We start from the raw sequence: 18,799 nt of genomic DNA, 5'->3' as shown, positions 1-18,799 counted from the left end.
ACTGCCTTCAACCGGCCCACCGCCCGCCCGCGCCGACTCCAGTCCCAGCGGCGCCGCGCTGCTGAACTGGACGAGGTTCAGGCCGCGGCGTTCGTCTGCTCCATCGCTCGCCGGCTTCGGTCCTGGCTGCGCCGTGCTGCTGCAGGAGGTTCGCACCGCGCTGAGCGGACCCACCGCCCGTCAGCTTCGGTCCTGGCCGCGCCGGGCTGCTGGTCGAGGTTCAGGCCGCGGCGCTCGGCTGCTCCACCGTCCGTCGGCTTCGGTCCTGGCTGCGCTGCACTGTTGCAGGAGGTTCAGGCCGCGGCGCGGCTGCTCTATCGCTCGTCGGCTTCGGTCCTGGCTGCGCAGTGCTGCTGAACGGGGTTCGGACCGCAGCGCTGAGCGGCCCCACGGCCCGCCGGCTTCGGTTCTAGCTGCGCAGTGCTGCCGAACGGGGTTCGGACCGCAGCGCTGAGCGGACCCACGGCCCGTCGGCTTCGGTTCTGGCTGCGTTGCGCTGCTGGATGAGGTTCGGACCGCAGCACTGGGTCGTCCCACCGCCCGGCGTCAACCTCGGTAACGCCACGCTGCTCGCACCAAGTCCGCGCCGCGGCGCGGACCCGCCGAACCGGCCGCACAAGCCTCGGGGAACCGGAGTTCGGCACCGCGGGCCGCAGCTGAACCAGGCGCTCAGCCGGCCGAGCGAAAGCCGCGGAGCCTTTATGTCCCTGACATTCCCCCTCCCGGGTAGCGGGCCCCGTTCACCGTGACCCGCAGTGTGTACAGCGAGCTCGACGCCGTGATGAACAGTTCGTTCCGCCTCGCGCCGCCGAAGGTGAAGTTCGAGCAGACCTCCGGCATGCGGAGCTTGCCGATGCGGGTGCCGTCCGGGGCGAAGCAGTGCAGGCCGTCGTGTGCCGCCGCCCAGATGTTGCCCTCGCTGTCGACGCGTACGCCGTCGAAACCGCCGCCGTCGGACGTCGCGAAGATCTCGCCGCCGGTGAGCGTGCCGCCGTCGCGGACCTCGAACACCCTGAGGTGACTGGGTTCCTGGCGCGTGTCGGCGATGTACAGCAGCGACTCGTCGGCCGAGAAGGCGAGCCCGTTCGGCCGGGAGAAGTCGTCGGCGACGATGCGCACCTCGCCGTCCGCCGGGTCGACGCGGTACACGTGGCAGGCGCCGATCTCGCTCTCCGCGCGGTACCCCTCGTAGTCGCTGTCGATGCCGTAACTCGGGTCGGTGAACCAGATCGAGCCGTCGGAATGCTCGACGACGTCGTTGGGGCTGTTCAGTTTTTTCCCCTGAAAGTGTGACGCGAGCACGGTGACCGAGCCGTCGTGCTCGGTGCGCGTCACCCGCCGGGGACCTTGCTCGCAGCTGACCAGCCGGCCTTGCCGGTCGACCGTGTGCCCGTTCGCATAGCCGGACGGCTGCCGGAACACGCCGACCTGCCCGGTCGTCTCGTCCCAGCGCAGCGTGCGGTCGTTCGGGATGTCGCTGAACACCAGGTAGCGCCCGGCGGGGAAGTACGCCGGCCCCTCGGTCCAGCGGCAGCCCGTGTGCAAGCGCTGCATCCACTCGTCGCCGTTGATGCGCGCGAAACGCTCGTCGAGCACCTCGAACTCCGCCTTGACCAGATCCATCGCTCACCTCCTGTGTCCGAACCTCATCCCGTCACAATCATGGTACACCGAACCTGATATGGTCAAGAGGTGGATGACGTGGATCGGATGTTGCTGGCAGAACTCCAGCGGGACGCGGCGCAGGTGTATACCGCGCTCGGCCGGGCGGTCGGGCTCTCGGCCGGCGCGGCTCACGAGCGCGTGCGCAAGCTGCGCGAACAGGGCGTGATCCGGCGGACGACGGTGGAGGTCGACCCGGCCGCGGTCGGTCGCGGTGTCGCGGCGTTCGTCCTCGTCGAGGCCAACGCCTGGATGGGGGACAGCTCGGTGAAGGCCGCCCTCGAAGCGCTGCCCGAAGTCGTCGAGGCGCACGTCGTCGCGGGTCCGGCGTCGCTGCTGGTGAAGGTGCGGACGTCGTCGACCGAGGAGCTGCAGGCGGCGCTGCGGCGGCTGTTCACGATCGACGGCGTCACCGGGACGCAGACGATCGTCGTGCTGGAGTCCTTCTTCGAGCGGCCGATCGACCCCGGCTGATCCCGTGACGCCCTGCCGGATGGGCCTCCGCCGTGCGCACTACTGCGCAATGCGTGGTACCTTCCCAAGCGTACGACTGGAGGGGTGCAGTGGAGATCAGTCAGCTGCTCAAGGGTGTGCTCGATCTCGCCGTCCTCGCGGTGCTCCGCGAGGACGACGGCTACGGGTACGACGTCCTGCGAAGACTCAGGGCGTCAGGCCTGGACGAGGTGGGGGACGCGTCGGTGTACGGGACGTTGCGCAGGCTCTACAAGGCCGGCCTGCTCACCTCGTACGTGGTGCCCAGTGAAGAGGGGCCGCACCGCAAGTACTACAGCCTGAACGAGCCGGGCCGGCTCCGCTTGGCGGAGTCGGGCAAGACCTGGCACAGCTTCGCTTCGACGATGAACGCGCTTTTGGGAGAGGCAGCATGAGCGACAAGCCGACCGCCGTGCGGGTGTATCTGGCGCGGGTCCGGACCGCGCTCGCCGACCTGCCCGCGAGCGAGATCGAAGAAATCCTCGAGGACGTCCGCCCGCACCTGGCGGAACTGGAGGCCGAGCTGGGGGAGGGCGCGCGCGTCGAAGCCCTCATCGAACGGCTCGGCACACCCGAGAGCTACGCCGCCGAGCTGCGGGCGTCCGGTGGGTACCCGCAGCCGGCGGAGGGCGCGACCACGGTGCTGACCACGGCGCCGGCGTCGCCGAGCCTGTTCAAGCCGCGGATCGCGTTGTGGGGCCTGGTGATCAGCGCGGCGGCGCTCACGCTGATCGCCTTCGCCGCCGCCATGAACGTGGAGCCCGACGCGCTGATCTTCATCGTGCTGCCCGCGCCGGTCTTCCTGATCAGCCTGGCGCTCCTGCTGCGCGGGGGCGTCGAGCCGGTGCTGGCGCTGCCGGAGCTGGCGCGGCTGCGCGCGTCGATGGGCAGGCTGCGCGAGCAGGAGGACGGCGGGAAAGCGTTGCGCTACCTCGGTTCGCTGAAGCCGGCGTGGTGGGTGCTGTGCGCCCTCGCGCTGCTCGTCTTCGGGGTGCTGCTCATGCTGCGGCACCGGGAAGCCGTGCTGCTGCTGCCGTTCCTGCTCGTCGCCGGGGTCGCGGCCGTGTGGGCCGGGCCGCGGCTGCGCGCCGACCGGCGGCTGCTGTGGGTGGCGGTGCCGGTTTCGGCGTTCGTCATCGGCGGGTCGCTGGGCGGGTTCGGGGCGGCGGTCGACCTCATCTCGAACCGCAACGCCTACCAGAGCGCGTCGTCGTACTACCCGTCGTCGTCCGACCGGTACGGCAACGACCAGCTGAACTACGGCGGCCAGTCGATCGGCAACGTCTACGCCTTCGACGCCGAAGGCAAGCCGCTGACCGAGGTCTACCTCTACGACGAGGAGGGCCGGCCGATCACGCTGACCCGCTACGGCTGCGAGCGCTCGTCCGGCACCAAGGAGAAGATCGGGTCGGACAACCGGTTCCCGCGGCCGCGGATCCAGCAGGGCGTCACCGACGACCAGGGCAACTTCGACGGCTACAACGGGTACCGCTCCGCCTGCCGCGAAGACCCGAACGTGCCGTTCAGCGCGGCGATCCCGAAGGTGACGGCGCCGCCCTCACCGTCATCCAGTGCTCCTTCGTCGACGCCGGCACCCACGACGACGCCGACGAAGTAGGGGGGAACGGACGCCAGGAGCGGAGGTCGGGGCCGCTCCTGGCGTTCACCCGATCCGAACCTGCCCGAAACGTGCCGCGAACGCGGGCGTGGTGATCTGGACAGGTGCCGGCACTCACGGGGATCGGGGCGGACACCTTCGCCCCACGGATACGGGTGGTCCACGGGTACGAACGCGCGTACCGGATGGCCGGGCGCGGACCGGCCCTGCTGTTCCTGCACGGCATCGGCGACGACTCGTCGACCTGGCTGGACCTGCTGGCGTCGCTGTCCGGCGACTACACGGTGATCGCGCCGGACCTGCTCGGCCACGGCGCGTCGGCCAAGCCGCGCGCGGACTATTCGGTCGCCGCCTACGCGTGCGGCATGCGGGACCTGCTGACCACGCTGGACGTCGACCGCGTGACGGTGGTCGGGCATTCGCTCGGCGGCGGCGTCGCGATGCAGTTCGCGTACCAGTTCCCGGAGCGCTGCGAGCGGCTGGTGCTGGTGGGTTCCGGCGGGGTCGGCGCGAGCGTCCACCCGCTGCTGCGCCTGGCGGCCGCGCCCGGCGCGGGGCTGGTGATGCCGCTGCTGGGGACTAAGCCGGCGCTGGCCGCGATGCGCGGTTTCGCCGAGCTGCTGCGGATTTCCGAAGGCCTCGGGCTCGGTCCGGACCTCGACTACGTGCTGACGCGCTACGTCCGGCTCCTGCAGCCGAGCAGCCGGACGGCGTTCCTGCGGACGCTCCGCTCGGTCGTCGACTGGCGCGGCCAGGTCGTCAACATGCTCGACCGGTGTTACCTGACCGAGGGCATCCCGACGCTGCTGGTGTGGGGCACGGACGACGTCGTCGTGCCGAGCGGCCACGCGCTGCGGGCCCACCAGGCGATGCCGGGCAGCCGGCTGGTGCTGTTCGAGGGCGCCGGGCACTTCCCGCACCGCTCCGACCCGAAGCGGTTCCTGGAGATCCTGCGCGAGTTCCTGACGTCGACCCCGCCGGCGCGCCACGACCGGTCCCGGTGGGGTGAGCTGCTGCGCTCGGGCCGCCCGGCGGAGCTGCCGGACCCGGAGGACGCGCCGGACACCCCGACGGTTTCGTCCGGCACCTGAGCAGCCCCCGGTTTCCACGCTACCGGCGGGCACCGACAGTCAGGGGTGGTCGCGGTCGAGTCCCGGCGGTCCGGAGCCGCTTGCGTCCGGAAGTCACCGTTGGCGCGTGTCACGGCCTGAGGCCGGACGTCGCTGGGCGAGCGCGCACGACCTGCGACCGCGGAGCTGATGAGCCCGCCCCTGGACGCCGGAATCCACCGCTCGCGCGAGCCCGCCGCCGCGCTCGGCGGCCGTTCGACGGGGTGCGAACGGTCGAACGCGGCACCGGTCGGCGCCGGCGCGCAGGTGGGGGCCGGGAGAGCCGATCGAGCACCCCCTGAATTCCCACGTTACCGGCGGGCACCGACGGTTTTGCGCGGGAACGACCCCGGGGCACCTGCGAGGGGACGCCGAAGGCCACCTCCCGAGCGGAAGTGGCCTTCGGAGACTTGGGTGCCCAGGCACGCCGAAGGCCACCTCCCGATCGTGGGAGGTGGCCTTCGGGGACTGGAGCCGTCAGTGGCCGAACGCGCTTCGCGCGGCCAGGTCCGCCAGCAGCGCACGTCCCTTCTCCGCGTTGCGCGGCTGGGACAGGACGTCGTAGCGGCGGGCGACCAGCTGGCTCTGCGAGATGAACCCGCGCTTGTTGCGGTTCGCCGCGTAGCCGAGGGCGCCGAACAGCAGGTTGAACCCGAGCCCGGCGATCAGGCCGATCGCGATCGGGACCATTCCGGCGCCCGGGTTGAGCAGGCTCAGCACGAGGCCGAGGAACAGGCCGAACATCGCGCCGGACATCGCCGCGCTGCCCAGGACCTTGCTCCACGACATCTTGCCCGCGATGCGCTCGACGAGCAGCGGCTCGACACCCACGATCGTGACGTCGGTGACCGGGAAGTCCGTGCCCGCGAGGTGGTCGACCGCGCGCTGTGCCTGCTCGTAGGACTCGTACGAACCGATGGGCCAGCCCGTGGGCAGGGTCGGCAGTTGAGGCCGGGCCTGCTGCTGTTGCCCGATCGTGCTCTGCGTGAATGCTGTGGTCATCGATCTCACCTCTCTTGCCCCGTACAACGTGGGAGTACCCCGGATTCCTCCCGGTCGGACGGGATTCACAGACTCTTCTCAGCCGGGCATCCCGGACATTCCACCACGCCGCGCAGCTGTCACTGCAATGGGTCAAGAAAATACCTTTTCGAGGGTTGACCCGCCGCGCGCCACCAGGGTAGGAAGGACCGGCAAAGGATTCGCATCAAACCTTTGGGGTAGCTGATGGCACGCAGGCGAGGCATGCTCACCCTCGACGAACTCCGGGAGCGCGTCGAGGCGGGCACGATCGACACCGTCCTCGTCGCGATCACGGACATGCAGGGCCGGCTCCAGGGCAAGCGCTGCGCAGCCGAGTACTTCCTCGACGAGGTCGTCGGGCACGCGACCGAGGCGTGCAACTACCTGCTCGCCGTGGACGTCGACATGAACACCGTCGACGGCTATGAGCTCTCGTCCTGGGACAGCGGGTACGGCGACTTCGTGCTGCGCCCCGACTTCGACACCCTGCGGCTGGTGCCGTGGCAGGAAGGCACCGCGCTGGTGCTGGCCGACGTCGAACGCGTGCAGGGCGGGCCGGTATCGGTGTCGCCGCGCCAGATCCTGCGTGGCCAGCTCGAGCGGCTCGCCGAGCGCGGGCTCGGCGCCTTCGTCGGGACCGAGCTCGAGTTCATCGTCTTCGACGACACCTACGAAGCCGCCTGGGACAAGCGCTACCACGGTCTCAAGCCGGCCAACCAGTACAACGTCGATTACTCGATGCTCGGCACCGCGCGGCTGGAGCCGCTGCTGCGCCGCATCCGCAACGACATGGCCGGCGCCGGCCTCTACCCCGAGTCCGCCAAGGGCGAGTGCAACCCCGGCCAGCAGGAGATCGCCTTCCGCTTCACCGACGCGCTCTCCACCTGCGACAACCACAGCGTCTACAAGAACGGCGCCAAGGAGATCGCCGCGCAGGAGGGCAAGAGCCTCACCTTCATGGCGAAGTACAACGAGCGCGAAGGCAACTCCTGCCACATCCACATCAGCCTGCGCTCCACCGACGGCGGCGCGGTGCTGGCCGGCGACAGCGAACACGGCTTCTCGAAGCTGATGGAGCACTTCCTCGCCGGGCAGCTGGCCGCGCTGCACGAGCTGACCTACTTCCTCGCGCCCAACATCAACTCCTACAAGCGGTTCGTGCCCGGCAGCTTCGCGCCGACGGCCATCGCCTGGGGTACCGACAACCGCACGTGCGCGCTGCGCGTCGTCGGGCACGGCGAGTCGCTGCGCGTCGAGAACCGCGTGCCGGGCGGGGACGTCAACCCGTACCTCGCCGTCGCCGCGCTGATCGCGGCCGGCCTGCACGGCATCGAAAACGAGCTGGAGCTGGAAGAACCGTTCACAGGCAACGCCTACAACTCCGGCCGCGACACCGTGCCGACCACCCTGCCCGAGGCCGCCGCGGCCCTGGCCGGCAGCGAGGTGGCCCGCGCGGCCTTCGGCGAGGACGTCGTCGAGCACTACCTGAACGCGGCGAAGATCGAGGTGGACGCGTACAACGCCGCCGTCACCGACTGGGAGCGGGTTCGTGGCTTCGAGCGCCTCTAAACCGGTCATCGGGCTGACCACCTACCTCGAGCCCGCGAAGTTCCTCGTGTGGGAGACGGAAGTCGCGCTGCTGCACCGCGTCTACGTCGAGTGCGTCGCCGCGGCGGGCGGCATCCCGGTGCTGCTGCCACCGATGAGTGACGCGTACGATCGGCTGATGTCCACAGTGGACGGCCTGGTGCTGACCGGCGGCGCCGACGTCGAGCCGGCGCGCTACGGCCGGGAGCAGCACCCCACGACCTACGTCCGCCCGCAGCGCGACGCGTTCGAGTTCGGTCTGTTCGCCGCCGCGCGCCGCCACCACAAGCCGGTGCTCGGCGTGTGCCGCGGCCTGCAGGTGATCAGCGTCGCCCTCGGTGGCACCCTGGTCCAGCACCTGCCCGAGGCGCGGGAATCCACCGAGCACCAGCCCGCGCCGGCGACGTTCGGCCAGGGCGTCGTCACGCTGGCCGACGGCAGCCGGGCCGCGAAGATCCTGGGCCCGGAGACCAAGACCCTGTGTTACCACCACCAGGCCATCGACCGGCTCGGCGACGGCCTCGACCCGGTCGGCTGGTCCGCCGACGGCACCATCGAAGCCGCCGAGGCGCCGGGCGACGAGTTCCTGCTCGGCGTCCAGTGGCACCCCGAGCAGGACACCGACGACGTCCGCTTGTTCCAGGCACTTGTCGAAGCCAGCAAGGAGAGGCAATGACGACGTTCGACGTGATCAACCCCGCCACCGAGCAGGTGGTGCGGTCGGTCGCGCAGACCGGCGCCGACGAGACCGACGCGGCGATCGCCCGCGCGCAGGCGGCGTTCCCGGCCTGGCGCGACGTCGCCCCCGGTGACCGCGCGCGGCTGCTGCGCCGCTTCGCCGACGCCGTCGAGGCCGACATCGAGAACCTGGCGCGGCTGGAGGTCGAGAACTCCGGGCACACCATCGGCAACGCGCGCTGGGAGGCGGGCAACGTCCGCGACGTGCTCAACTACTACTCCGCCGCGCCGGAGCGCCTGATCGGCCAGCAGATCCCGGTGCCGGGCGGGGTGAACGTCACCTTCCACGAACCACTCGGTGTGGTGGGCGTGATCGTGCCGTGGAACTTCCCGATGCCGATCGCCGGCTGGGGCTTCGCGCCCGCGCTCGCCGCCGGCAACACCGTCGTGCTCAAGCCCGCCGAACTGACCCCGCTCACCGCGATCCGGCTCGGCGAGCTGGCGCGCGCGGCCGGCATCCCCGAAGACGTCTTCCAGGTGCTGCCCGGCAAGGGATCCGTGGTCGGGCAACGGTTCGTCGACCACCCGGCCGTGCGCAAGGTCGTCTTCACCGGCTCCACCGAGGTCGGCAAGCAGATCATGGCCGGCTGCGCGGCGCGGGTGAAGCGCGTGACGCTGGAGCTGGGCGGCAAGAACGCGAATGTCGTCTTCGCCGACTCCGACCTGGAGAAGGCCGCGGCGACCGCGCCCTACGGCGTCTTCGACAACGCCGGCCAGGACTGCTGCGCGCGGTCGCTCGTCCTGGTGCAGGCGAGCGTCTACGACCGGTTCATGGAGCTGCTCGAACCCGCCGTGCACGGCGTCGTCGTCGGCGACCCCGCCGAGGAGAAGACCGAGATGGGGCCGCTGATCTCCGCGGCGCACCGGGAAAAGGTCGCCTCCTACGTGCCGGACGGCGCGCCGGTCGCGTTCCGCGGCACCGCGCCCGCCGGGCCCGGCTTCTGGTTCCCGCCGACCGTCCTGACCCCGCCGGACCTGCGGCACCCGGCCGCGGCCGAAGAGGTCTTCGGCCCGGTCGTGGCCGTCGTGCCGTTCACCGACGAGGCGGACGCGGTACGCCAGGCCAACACCACGGAATACGGCCTGTCCGGGTCGATCTGGACCCGCGACACCGGCCGCGCGTTCCGCGTGGCGCGCGCCGTCGAGGCCGGCAACCTGTCGGTCAACTCGCACTCGTCGGTGCGCTACTGGACGCCCTTCGGCGGCTTCAAGCAGTCCGGCCTCGGCCGCGAGCTGGGCCCCGACGCCCCGACGGCGTTCACCGAGACCAAGAACGTTTTCATCAGCACGGAGGAGTAATGGTCCAGCGTTTCGAAGGCCGCGTCGCGGTGATCACGGGCGGGGCGAGCGGCATCGGCCTCGCCTCGGCCCGCCGGCTGGCGAGCGAAGGCGCGAAGGTCGTCATCGCCGACCTGACGCCGGAGTCCGGCAAAGCCGCCGCCGACGAGGTCGACGGCGTGTTCGTGCAGGCCGACGTCACCGACGCCGAGCAGGTGGCCGCCCTCTACCGGACCACGGCCGAGCAGTTCGGCTCGATCGACGTCGCGTTCAACAACGCCGGCATCTCGCCACCGGAGGACGACTCGATCCTGACCACCGGGATCGAGGCCTGGGAGCGGGTCCAGCGCGTCAACCTGACGTCGGTCTACCTGTGCTGCAAGGAAGTCCTGCCCTACATGCAGCGCCAGGGCAAGGGCTCGATCGTCAACACGGCGTCGTTCGTGGCGGTGATGGGCGCGGCGACGTCGCAGATCTCCTACACCGCGTCGAAGGGTGGCGTGCTCGCGATGAGCCGCGAGCTCGGCATCCAGTTCGCGCGGGAGAACATCCGCGTCAACGCGCTGTGCCCGGGTCCGGTGAACACCCCGCTGCTCAAGGAGCTCTTCGCGAAGGACCCGGAACGCGCGGCGCGGCGCCTGGTCCACGTCCCGGTCGGCCGGTTCGCCGAGCCGGAGGAGATCGCGGCCGCGGTCGCGTTCCTGGCCAGCGACGACGCCAGCTTCATCACGGCGTCGCAGTTCCTCGTGGACGGCGGCATCTCCGGCGCGTACGTCACCCCGATCTAACGGCGCGCCGATTTCTTCACGTCGTAGGCCTCCCGCAGGTACTTCCAGGCGGCGTTGATCTTCTTGCGCTCCTCGGAGATCTCGCGTTCGCGGCGCCGCAGGATGCGGGTGGCGACCTCGGCGGCGAGGAAGGCGCCGGCGGCGAAGGTGAGCACGCCGACGATGAGGGTCAGGGCGAGAACGGTGGTGGTCATGCTCACCAGCGTTGTCGCGGCGTGGGCGTTTTGTCCCTGCGCAAAGCTAGCGGGTTTCGTTAGCTTTGTGAGGTGACGCAGTGGCGCGCCGACGAGTGGGCGGAAGCGGTCCGGGCCGGGATCCGGGCCCGCGGCCTCTCCTTCGACGAGGCCGCACGGCGGATCGGCGTGCCGACGTCGACCCTGCGCAGCTGGATCGAACACCGGCACGCGCCGAAGGTGACCGTCTTCGACCACTGGGCGCAGCTCGCCGAGGTCACCGGGCTCGGCGAGGCCGAGCTGCTGCGCGTCGCCGGGGTGTTGCCGGAATCGCTGGTCAGCCCGGTGCACGTCGCGCAGGCCGCGAAGTCGCTGCGGGAAGGCATCGACCGGGCCGGGGACTTCCTGCGGCAGGCGACCGCGCTCGTCTACTCGTCGCCCGGCACGCAGGTGGCGAACGCGATCGCCGCGTCGCCGATCGACTGGGAGATGCGGATCCGCTCGGCGACCCGCGGCGACGAGATCCGCGTCACCTACCACCACTACGTCGGGATCGTGCCGCCCCGGGACTTCCCGCATTCCGACGCCGAAGCACGGCGGATCGTCGAGCGCGAGATCCTCGGCGGCCTGTGGCAGCCGCTCGGGCTGTACTGGCGGGTCGCCGAGCCGCACGACTGGGACGACCCGCCGCGGCTGATGATCCAGGTGCCCGAGCAGGAGGCGTCACGCCCGCCCTCGCCGTCACCGCCGCTGGTGACGGCGCCGCCGGTCGTGGTGCTGTCGCCGATCTGGGGCTACGGCGAGCTGCTGGCGTCGCTGGTCGCCGACGGCCTCGGGTTCGGCAACGTCGACTTCCGCTACTTCGGCCTGCCGGACGCGAGGGCCGACCGGCTCCGGATCACCGCGCGCGAACTGGCCGAGCCGGCGCCGCGCCTGGTGCACAGCGTGCCGCCGATCATGCTGCTGCACGGCCTCGCCGTCCCGGACCTGAGCGGCCGGCTCCCGGTCGTGGTCCGCTACGGCCCGCGGATGCGCGCCCGCGCCGCCCGGATCTACCGCGAGCCACTGCTCGAGGCGGGCTTCGCCGACCCCGCGGAAGGCGCCCGCGCGATCGAGGCCGCCGTCGACGCGGTGGTCGCCCGGCTGCCGGGGGAGTACTTCGAGGTGATCTTGGACGACGCCGACGTCTTCGACGGCGACCGGCCCGACCTCGACCGGCTGAACGACGCGGTGGCGTGGCTCGCGGAGCAGGTGGTCGAGCACATCCTGCTCGGCGCGGGCCTGCCGCCGGTCCCGCTGGGCGGGCCGTTGAAGCGGCTGGTGCTGCCGTCGGGCCGGGTCCGCCGCCCGCCACCACTGGTGAGCGCGGTCACGAAGCGGGCCGCCGGTCGAGGCGGGCTCGAGAACCGGTGTGGTGTTGGCCGGGTGAAGTAGACGGGGGTCGAACCCGGCAGGTACGGTAGCCGCCATAACTGCAGATCGGGCCGTCGAGCCGAGGCGGGAGAGCCCTCACGAAGTCAGTGGGGCACCGAAGGAGCAAACTCCCCGGAATCTCTCAGGTACCTGCTACCGCTTCGTGCGAGGCCACTCTGGAAAGCAGGCGCACCCGCGCCTCACCCAAGGTGAAAGCCGTGTCTGACACGGTGAAACTCTCAGGTGCCATGACAGAGGGGGAGTTCCCAGCGCACCGTTGTGCCCGGTGCCCGGCCCGAGGAGCTCCCGATCACCTCTACGCAGTTCGACGCCCGCCACATCGGCCCGTCCGAGGCCGAACGCGCCAAGATGCTCGCCGAGTGCGGCTACGGATCCCTCGACGCGCTGCTCGAAGCGGCCGTGCCGAGTGCGATCCGCGTCACTCGCGACCTGGTCCTCCCGCCCGCCGCGTCCGAAGAGGACGCCACCGCGGAGCTGCGGGCGCTCGCCGCGCGTAACCGGCCGATGACGCAGATGATCGGGCTCGGCTACTCCGACACCGTCACCCCCGGCGTGATCCGGCGCAACGTCCTCGAGAACCCCGCCTGGTACACCGCCTACACGCCGTACCAGCCGGAAATCTCCCAGGGCCGCCTCGAAGCGCTGCTCAACTTCCAGACGATGGTCGCCGACCTGACCGGGCTGGCCACCGCGAACGCGTCCCTGCTGGACGAGTCGACCGCCGTCGCCGAGGCCGTCACGCTGATGCGCCGCGCGTCCAAGTCGAAGTCGAACAAGGTCGTGCTCGACGCCGAGTGCCTGCCGCAGACCATCGCCGTCGTGCGGACCCGCGTCGAGGCGCTGGGCATCGAGGTCGAGGTCCGCGACCTGCTGACCGGGCTCCCCGAGGACTTCTTCGGCGTTGTCGTCCAGTACCCCGGCGCGTCCGGCGTGCTGCGCGGCCGCGGTTTCTACCACGCGATTTCCGAGTCGGCGAAGACGGCGGGCGCCCTGTTCACCGTCGCCGCCGACCTGCTCTCGCTGACGCTGATCACCTCGCCCGGCGAGTTCGGCGCCGACGTCGCCGCCGGGTCGACGCAGCGCTTCGGCGTCCCGCTCGGCTACGGCGGCCCGCACGCCGGGTTCATGTCGGTCCGCGCCGGGCTCGAGCGCTCGCTGCCCGGGCGCCTGGTCGGCGTCTCGGTCGACGCCGACGGCAACCCGGCCTATCGGCTGGCGCTGCAGACCCGTGAGCAGCACATCCGCCGCGAGAAGGCGACGTCCAACATCTGCACCGCGCAGGTCCTGCCGGCCGTGCTGGCCGCGATGTACGCGGTCTACCACGGCCCGGACGGTCTCAAGCGGATCGCCCAGCGCGTCCACGGCCTGGCCGCGGGCTTCGCCGACGCGCTGCGCAAGACCGGCGTCGAGGTCGTGCACGAGTCCTTCTTCGACACCGTCGTCGCGCACGTCCCGGGCCAGGCGGCCGACGTCCACGCCGCCGCCCGCGCGGCCGGCGTCAACCTCGGCCACGTCGACGCCGACCACGTGCGCGTCGCCTTCGACGAGGTCAGCACCCCCGCGATCACCGAGAAGGTCCTGCGCGCGTTCGGCGTCGACGAGGACGCGCGGGACGGCGTCGCGCTGCCCAACGGCCTGGCCCGCGAGAGCGGCTTCATGGGCCACGAGGTCTTCGGCAGCCACCGCTCCGAGACGGCGATGCTGCGCTACCTGCGCCGGCTGTCCGACCAGGACTACGCGCTCGATCGCGGCATGATCCCGCTCGGCTCCTGCACGATGAAGCTGAACGCCACCACCGAGATGGAGCCGATCAGCTGGCGCGAGTTCGCCGGCATCCACCCGTTCGCGCCGGCCGAGGACGCCGAGGGCTACCACGTCCTCGTCGCGCAGCTGGCCGAGTGGCTGGCCGAGGTCACCGGCTACGACAAGGTGTCGCTGCAGCCGAACGCGGGCAGCCAGGGCGAGCTGGCCGGGCTTCTCGCGATCCGCGCCTACCACCGCTCCAACGGCGACGAAGCTCGCGACGTCTGCCTGATCCCGTCGTCCGCGCACGGCACCAACGCCGCGTCCGCGGTGCTCGCCGGGATGCGCGTGGTCGTCGTCAAGTGCACCGACGAGGGCAACGTCGACCTGGCCGACCTGCGGTCCAAAGTGGACGCGCACCGGGACACGCTCGCCGCGATCATGGTCACCTACCCGTCCACGCACGGCGTGTACGAGCACTCGATCGACGAGCTGGCCAAGATCGTGCACGACGGCGGCGGCCAGGTGTACGTCGACGGCGCGAACCTCAACGCCCTGCTGGGCCTGGCCAAGCCGGGCGAGTTCGGCGGCGACGTCTCGCACCTGAACCTGCACAAGACCTTCTGCATCCCGCACGGCGGTGGCGGCCCCGGCGTCGGCCCGGTCGCGGTGCGCGCGCACCTCGCGCCGTTCCTGCCCAACCACCCGCTGCTGGAGCAGGCCGGTCCGGCCACCGGCGTCGGCCCGATCAGCGGCGCGCCGTACGGCTCGGCGTCGATCCTGCCGATCTCCTGGGCTTACGTCCGGATGATGGGCGCGCCCGGCCTGACCGCCGCGACGAAGGTCGCCGTGCTGGCCGCGAACTACGTCGCCTCGCGCCTGGCCCCGCACTACCCGGTGCTCTACACGGGCCAGGACGGCCTGGTCGCGCACGAGTGCATCCTCGACCTGCGCCAGATCACCAAGGAGACCGGCGTGACGGTCGACGACGTCGCGAAGCGGCTCATCGACTACGGCTTCCACGCGCCGACCATGTCGTTCCCGGTCGCCGGCACGCTGATGGTCGAGCCGACCGAGTCCGAGGACCTGGGCGAGATCGACCGGTTCATCGCCGCGATGATCGCCATCCGCGGCGAGATCGACGAGGTCGCCAAGGGCACCTGGACCGCGGAGGCGTCGCCGCTGCGCGGTGCCCCGCACACCGCCGAGACGCTGGTCGGCGAGTGGGACAAGGCCTACGACCGCGAGCTGGCCGTCTTCCCGGCGGGTGTCTCGCGCAAGAACAAGTACTGGCCGCCGGTCCGCCGCATCGACGGCGCCCGCGGTGACCGCAACCTGGTCTGCTCCTGCCCGCCCCTCAACGCTTACGAAGGCTGAGTTCTCCCTTGAATTCCACAGCGTCGAAAGAGACCAGCCTGCACGGAGTCCACAAAGGACTTGGCGCGCTGTTCACCGACTTCGCGGGCTGGTCCATGCCGGTCCGCTACGCCAGCGAGCTGGCCGAGCACAAGGCCGTCCGCGAGGCGGCCGGGCTGTTCGACCTCTCGCACATGGCCGAAATCCACGTCACGGGCAAGCAGGCCGCCGACGTCCTCGACTACGCGCTGGTCGGCAACCTCACCGGGGTCAAGCCGGGCCGGGCGCGGTACACGATGATCTGCGACGCCGGCGGCGGCGTGCTGGACGACCTGGTCGTCTACCGCCTGGCTGACGAGCACTACCTGGTCGTCGCGAACGCGGGCAATGCGAAGGTCGTCGCCGACGCGCTCGCCGAGCGGGTCGCGGGCTTCGACGCGGTGGTCGACGACCGGTCCGAGACGACCGCGCTGATCGCCGTCCAGGGCCCGAACGCCGTCAAGATCCTCGGTTCGGTCACCGACGCCGACCTCGACGCGCTCAAGTACTACGCCAGCGTGCCGGCGGTCGTGAAGGGCCACGAGGTCCTGCTCGCCCGCACCGGCTACACCGGCGAGGACGGTTTCGAGCTGTTCGTCCCGGCCGACGAGGCCCCGGCGGTCTGGCGGATCCTGACCGAGGCCGGCGAGGGCCACGGGCTCGTCCCGGCGGGCCTGGCCTGCCGCGACACCCTGCGCCTCGAAGCCGGGATGCCGTTGTACGGCAACGAGCTCACCCTCGACCAGAGCCCGTTCGAAGCGGGGCTCGGGCGGGTCGTCAAGTTCGAGAAGCCGGGTGACTTCGTCGGCCGCGCGGCCCTCGAAGAGCGGTCCAAGGCGGACGTCCCGCGCGTGCGGGTCGGCCTTCGCGGAACCGGCCGCCGCGCGCCGCGGCAAGGCTACAAGCTCCTAGACGGTGGTCAGGAAGTCGGCGAGATCACCAGCGGGGCACTGTCGCCCACGCTGGGTCACCCCATCGCGATGGCGTACGTCGATCGGGCGTACACCGAGCCCGGCACCGAACTTTCCGTCGACATCCGGGGCAGGATCGAGCCCGTCGAGGTCGTCGCCCTGCCCTTCTACTCCCGCGCGTAAAGGACTCCAGCACCGTGAGCATCCCCGAGAACCTGAAGTACACCAAGGAACACGAGTGGCTGAACGTCGAAGGTGACGTCGCCACCGTCGGCATCACCGCGTTCGCCGCCGAGTCGCTCGGCGACATCGTGTTCGTCCAGCTGCCCGAGGTCGGCGCCACCATCACCTCCGGCGAGGTGTTCGGCGAGGTCGAGTCGACCAAGTCCGTCAGCGAGCTGTACGCGCCGGTCTCCGGCGAGGTCGTCGAGGTGAACGGCACCACGTCGGACACCCCCGAGGTGATCAACTCGGACCCCTACGCCGAAGGCTGGCTGCTCAAGGTGCGCCTCTCCGGGGACGTCCCCGAGCTGCTCGACGCCGCCGCCTACGCCTCGCTCACCCAGGAGAACTGATGACGACCTTCGACGCCCACCTCGCCGACGTCGACCCCGAGGTCGCCGCGGCCGTCGCCGACGAGCTCACCCGCCAGCAGTCGACCCTGGAGATGATCGCCTCCGAGAACTTCGCCCCGGTGGGCGTGCTCGAGGCGCAGGGTTCGGTGCTGACCAACAAGTACGCCGAGGGCTACCCCGGCCGCCGCTACTACGGCGGCTGCGAGCACGTCGACGTCGTCGAGCAGCTCGCCATCGACCGCGCGAAGGCGCTGTTCGGCGCCGAGCACGCCAACGTGCAGCCGCACTCGGGCGCGCAGGCCAACGCCGCCGCGATGTTCGCCGTGCTCAAGCCGGGCGACACGATCCTCGGCCTCGACCTGGCGCACGGCGGCCACCTGACGCACGGGATGAAGATCAATTTCTCGGGCAAGCTCTACAACGTCGTCGCCTACCACGTCGACAAAGAGACCGGCATCGTCGACCTGGCCGAGATCGAGCGCCTCGCGGTCGAGCACAAGCCGAAGCTGATCATCGCCGGCTGGTCCGCGTACCCGCGTCAGCTCGACTTCGCCGAGTTCCGCCGCATCGCGGACCTGGTGGAAGCCAAGCTGATGGTGGACATGGCGCACTTCGCCGGGCTGGTCGCGACCGGGCTGCACCCGTCGCCTGTGCCGCACGCCGACATCGTCACCACGACCACGCACAAGACCCTCGGCGGCCCGCGCGGCGGGCTCATCCTCTGCCGCCAGGAGCTGGCGAAGAAGATCAACTCGGCGGTGTTCCCCGGCCAGCAGGGCGGGCCGCTCGAGCACGTCATCGCGGCCAAGGCCGTCGCGCTGAAGATCGCCGCGAGCGAGGAGTTCAAGGAGCGCCAGCAGCGCACCCTGGACGGCTCCCGCATCCTGGCGTCGCGGCTGTCGCAGCCGGACCTCGCCGAGGCCGGCGTCCGCGTGCTGACCGGCGGCACCGACGTCCACCTGGTGCTGGTCGACCTCGTCCAGTCCACTCTGGACGGTCAGCAGGCCGAGGACCGGCTGCACGAGGTCGGCATCACGGTCAACCGCAACGCCGTCCCGTTCGACCCGCGCCCGCCGATGATCACCTCCGGCCTGCGCATCGGCACCCCGGCGCTGGCCACCCGCGGCTTCCAGGCCGACGACTTCACCGAGGTCGCCGACGTCATCGCCGAGGCGCTCAAGCCGGACTTCGACGACGCCGTCCGCGCGAAGCTGCGCGACCGCGTCGAGACCCTCGCGAAGAAGCACCCGCTGTACGCGGACCTGTCCCGGTGAGCGCTGCGCCCGAGGGCCGGAAGCTGCTGCGCCTGGAAGTGCGCAACAGCGAGACGCCGATCGAGAAGAAGCCGCCGTGGATCAAGACACGGGTGCGGATGGGGCCGGAGTTCACCGAGCTGAAGGGCTTGGTGCGCCGCGAAGGCCTGCACACGGTGTGTGAAGAGGCCGGGTGCCCCAACATCTACGAGTGCTGGGAAGACCGCGAAGCCACGTTCCTCATCGGCGGTGACCAGTGCACCCGCCGGTGCGACTTCTGCCAGATCGACACGGGCAAGCCGGCCGAGCTGGACCGGACGGAGCCGCGGAAGGTCGCCGAAAGCGTGCAGGCCATGGGTCTGCGGTACTCGACGATCACCGGTGTGGCTCGTGATGACCTCGCTGACGGTGGGGCGTGGCTGTACGCGGAGACTGTGCGTCAGATCCACTCGCTCAATCCGGGTACCGGTGTCGAACTGCTGATCCCGGACTTCAACGCGGAACCGGCGCAGCTGGCCGAGGTCTTCGGTTCGCAGCCGGAAGTCCTGGCCCACAACGTCGAAACGGTGCCGCGGATCTTCAAGCGGATCCGTCCCGGCTTCCGCTACGCGCGTTCGCTCGAGGTCATCACCAAGGCGCGTGAGTTCGGGCTCGTCACGAAGTCGAACCTGATCCTCGGCATGGGCGAAACGCCCGACGAGGTCGCGCCCGCCATGCGGGACCTGGTCGAGGCGGGCTGCGAGATCCTGACGATCACCCAGTACTTGCGTCCGTCGCCGCGGCATCACCCGGTGGACCGCTGGGTGAAGCCGGAGGAGTTCGTCGAGCACTCCCAGGCCGCCGAGGCGATGGGCTTCGCCGGCGTGATGGCGGGTCCGCTGGTGCGGTCGTCGTACCGGGCGGGGCGGCTTTACGCCCAGACCAAGGCCCACCGCGGTGAAGATCTCCCGGAAAACCTGCGGCACCTCACCGAGCAGGGACCGGCCGCGCAAGAGGCCAGCTCCCTGCTGGCGAGATAGG

General features: G+C 70.8%; 17 protein-coding genes and 1 riboswitch. Of the genes, 14 read left to right on the top strand and 3 right to left on the bottom strand.

Annotated features, from left to right (window positions below):
• Positions 1-699: 699 nt before the first annotated feature.
• Positions 700-1,623 (bottom strand): SMP-30/gluconolactonase/LRE family protein, encoded by a 924-nt coding sequence (locus OG494_RS27455; protein WP_328443437.1) that lies wholly within the window; start codon positions 1,621-1,623, stop codon positions 700-702.
• A gap of 69 nt (positions 1,624-1,692) precedes the next feature.
• Here OG494_RS27455 and OG494_RS27450 point away from each other — a divergent pair, with 69 nt between their 5' ends.
• The 4 genes from OG494_RS27450 (at position 1,693) to OG494_RS27435 (ending at position 4,863) form a co-directional block, all read left to right on the top strand.
• Positions 1,693-2,136, top strand: coding sequence for an Lrp/AsnC family transcriptional regulator (locus OG494_RS27450; protein ID WP_328443432.1), 444 nt, complete (start codon positions 1,693-1,695; stop codon positions 2,134-2,136).
• 89 nt (positions 2,137-2,225) lie between these two features.
• A complete protein-coding gene (locus OG494_RS27445; protein ID WP_328443429.1) occupies positions 2,226-2,549 on the top strand; it encodes a PadR family transcriptional regulator in 324 nt (107 codons plus the stop codon).
• A complete protein-coding gene (locus OG494_RS27440; protein ID WP_328443427.1) occupies positions 2,546-3,772 on the top strand; it encodes an HAAS signaling domain-containing protein in 1,227 nt (408 codons plus the stop codon). The genes OG494_RS27445 and OG494_RS27440 overlap by 4 nt, the downstream gene beginning before the upstream one ends.
• Before the next feature lie 155 nt (positions 3,773-3,927).
• Entirely contained in the window at positions 3,928-4,863 is a 936-nt protein-coding gene (locus tag OG494_RS27435; protein ID WP_328443425.1) for an alpha/beta fold hydrolase, read from the top strand.
• A gap of 495 nt (positions 4,864-5,358) precedes the next feature.
• Here the strand turns inward: OG494_RS27435 and OG494_RS27430 are convergent, their stop codons facing one another.
• Entirely contained in the window at positions 5,359-5,883 is a 525-nt protein-coding gene (locus tag OG494_RS27430; RefSeq protein ID WP_328443423.1) for a general stress protein, read from the bottom strand.
• Positions 5,884-6,108: 225 nt separating this feature from the next.
• Between OG494_RS27430 and OG494_RS27425 the strand changes: the two genes are divergently transcribed.
• From OG494_RS27425 to OG494_RS27410, 4 genes are read left to right on the top strand one after another with little or no spacing between them, the layout of a single operon-like run.
• Positions 6,109-7,473 (top strand): glutamine synthetase family protein, encoded by a 1,365-nt coding sequence (locus tag OG494_RS27425; RefSeq protein WP_442874284.1) that lies wholly within the window; start codon positions 6,109-6,111, stop codon positions 7,471-7,473.
• Positions 7,454-8,167 (top strand): gamma-glutamyl-gamma-aminobutyrate hydrolase family protein, encoded by a 714-nt coding sequence (locus OG494_RS27420; RefSeq protein ID WP_328443421.1) that lies wholly within the window; start codon positions 7,454-7,456, stop codon positions 8,165-8,167. Before OG494_RS27425 ends, OG494_RS27420 begins: the two co-directional genes overlap by 20 nt.
• A complete protein-coding gene (locus OG494_RS27415) occupies positions 8,164-9,528 on the top strand; it encodes an aldehyde dehydrogenase family protein (RefSeq protein WP_328443419.1) in 1,365 nt (454 codons plus the stop codon). Before OG494_RS27420 ends, OG494_RS27415 begins: the two co-directional genes overlap by 4 nt.
• Positions 9,528-10,295, top strand: a complete 768-nt coding sequence (locus OG494_RS27410; protein WP_328443417.1) for a 3-oxoacyl-ACP reductase — start codon at positions 9,528-9,530, stop codon at positions 10,293-10,295. The genes OG494_RS27415 and OG494_RS27410 overlap by 1 nt, the downstream gene beginning before the upstream one ends.
• Here the strand turns inward: OG494_RS27410 and OG494_RS27405 are convergent.
• Positions 10,292-10,489, bottom strand: coding sequence for a hypothetical protein (locus OG494_RS27405; protein ID WP_328443414.1), 198 nt, complete (start codon positions 10,487-10,489; stop codon positions 10,292-10,294). The two genes, OG494_RS27410 and OG494_RS27405, sit on opposite strands and share 4 nt — an antisense overlap.
• A 72-nt stretch (positions 10,490-10,561) precedes the next feature.
• Between OG494_RS27405 and OG494_RS27400 the strand changes: the two genes are divergently transcribed.
• From OG494_RS27400 to lipA, 6 genes are all read left to right on the top strand, one after another.
• On the top strand, positions 10,562-11,902 hold the full coding sequence (locus OG494_RS27400) for a helix-turn-helix domain-containing protein (RefSeq protein WP_328443412.1): 1,341 nt from the start codon (positions 10,562-10,564) through the stop codon (positions 11,900-11,902).
• A gap of 54 nt (positions 11,903-11,956) precedes the next feature.
• Positions 11,957-12,050, top strand: a riboswitch (glycine riboswitch).
• Positions 12,051-12,190: 140 nt separating this feature from the next.
• Complete coding sequence (gene gcvP / locus OG494_RS27395) at positions 12,191-15,022, top strand: aminomethyl-transferring glycine dehydrogenase (protein WP_328459040.1); 2,832 nt, start codon at positions 12,191-12,193, stop codon at positions 15,020-15,022.
• Positions 15,023-15,030: 8 nt separating this feature from the next.
• Positions 15,031-16,134 carry a glycine cleavage system aminomethyltransferase GcvT gene (gene gcvT / locus OG494_RS27390; RefSeq protein WP_328443410.1) on the top strand — a complete coding sequence of 368 codons (1,104 nt, stop codon included), beginning with the start codon at positions 15,031-15,033 and terminating at the stop codon, positions 16,132-16,134.
• A gap of 14 nt (positions 16,135-16,148) precedes the next feature.
• Positions 16,149-16,526 carry a glycine cleavage system protein GcvH gene (gene gcvH, locus OG494_RS27385; RefSeq protein ID WP_328443408.1) on the top strand — a complete coding sequence of 126 codons (378 nt, stop codon included), beginning with the start codon at positions 16,149-16,151 and terminating at the stop codon, positions 16,524-16,526.
• On the top strand, positions 16,526-17,800 hold the full coding sequence (gene glyA, locus OG494_RS27380; RefSeq protein ID WP_328443406.1) for a serine hydroxymethyltransferase: 1,275 nt from the start codon (positions 16,526-16,528) through the stop codon (positions 17,798-17,800). The genes gcvH and glyA overlap by 1 nt, the downstream gene beginning before the upstream one ends.
• Positions 17,797-18,798, top strand: coding sequence for a lipoyl synthase (gene lipA, locus OG494_RS27375; RefSeq protein WP_328443404.1), 1,002 nt, complete (start codon positions 17,797-17,799; stop codon positions 18,796-18,798). The genes glyA and lipA overlap by 4 nt, the downstream gene beginning before the upstream one ends.
• Position 18,799: the final 1 nt, after the last annotated feature.

It is taken from the genome of Amycolatopsis sp. NBC_00438 (genome assembly GCF_036026695.1).
GTDB lineage: Bacteria > Actinomycetota > Actinomycetes > Mycobacteriales > Pseudonocardiaceae > Amycolatopsis.
Note: the sequence above shows the minus strand (reverse complement) of the source record. Positions and strands in the feature narration are given on the sequence as shown.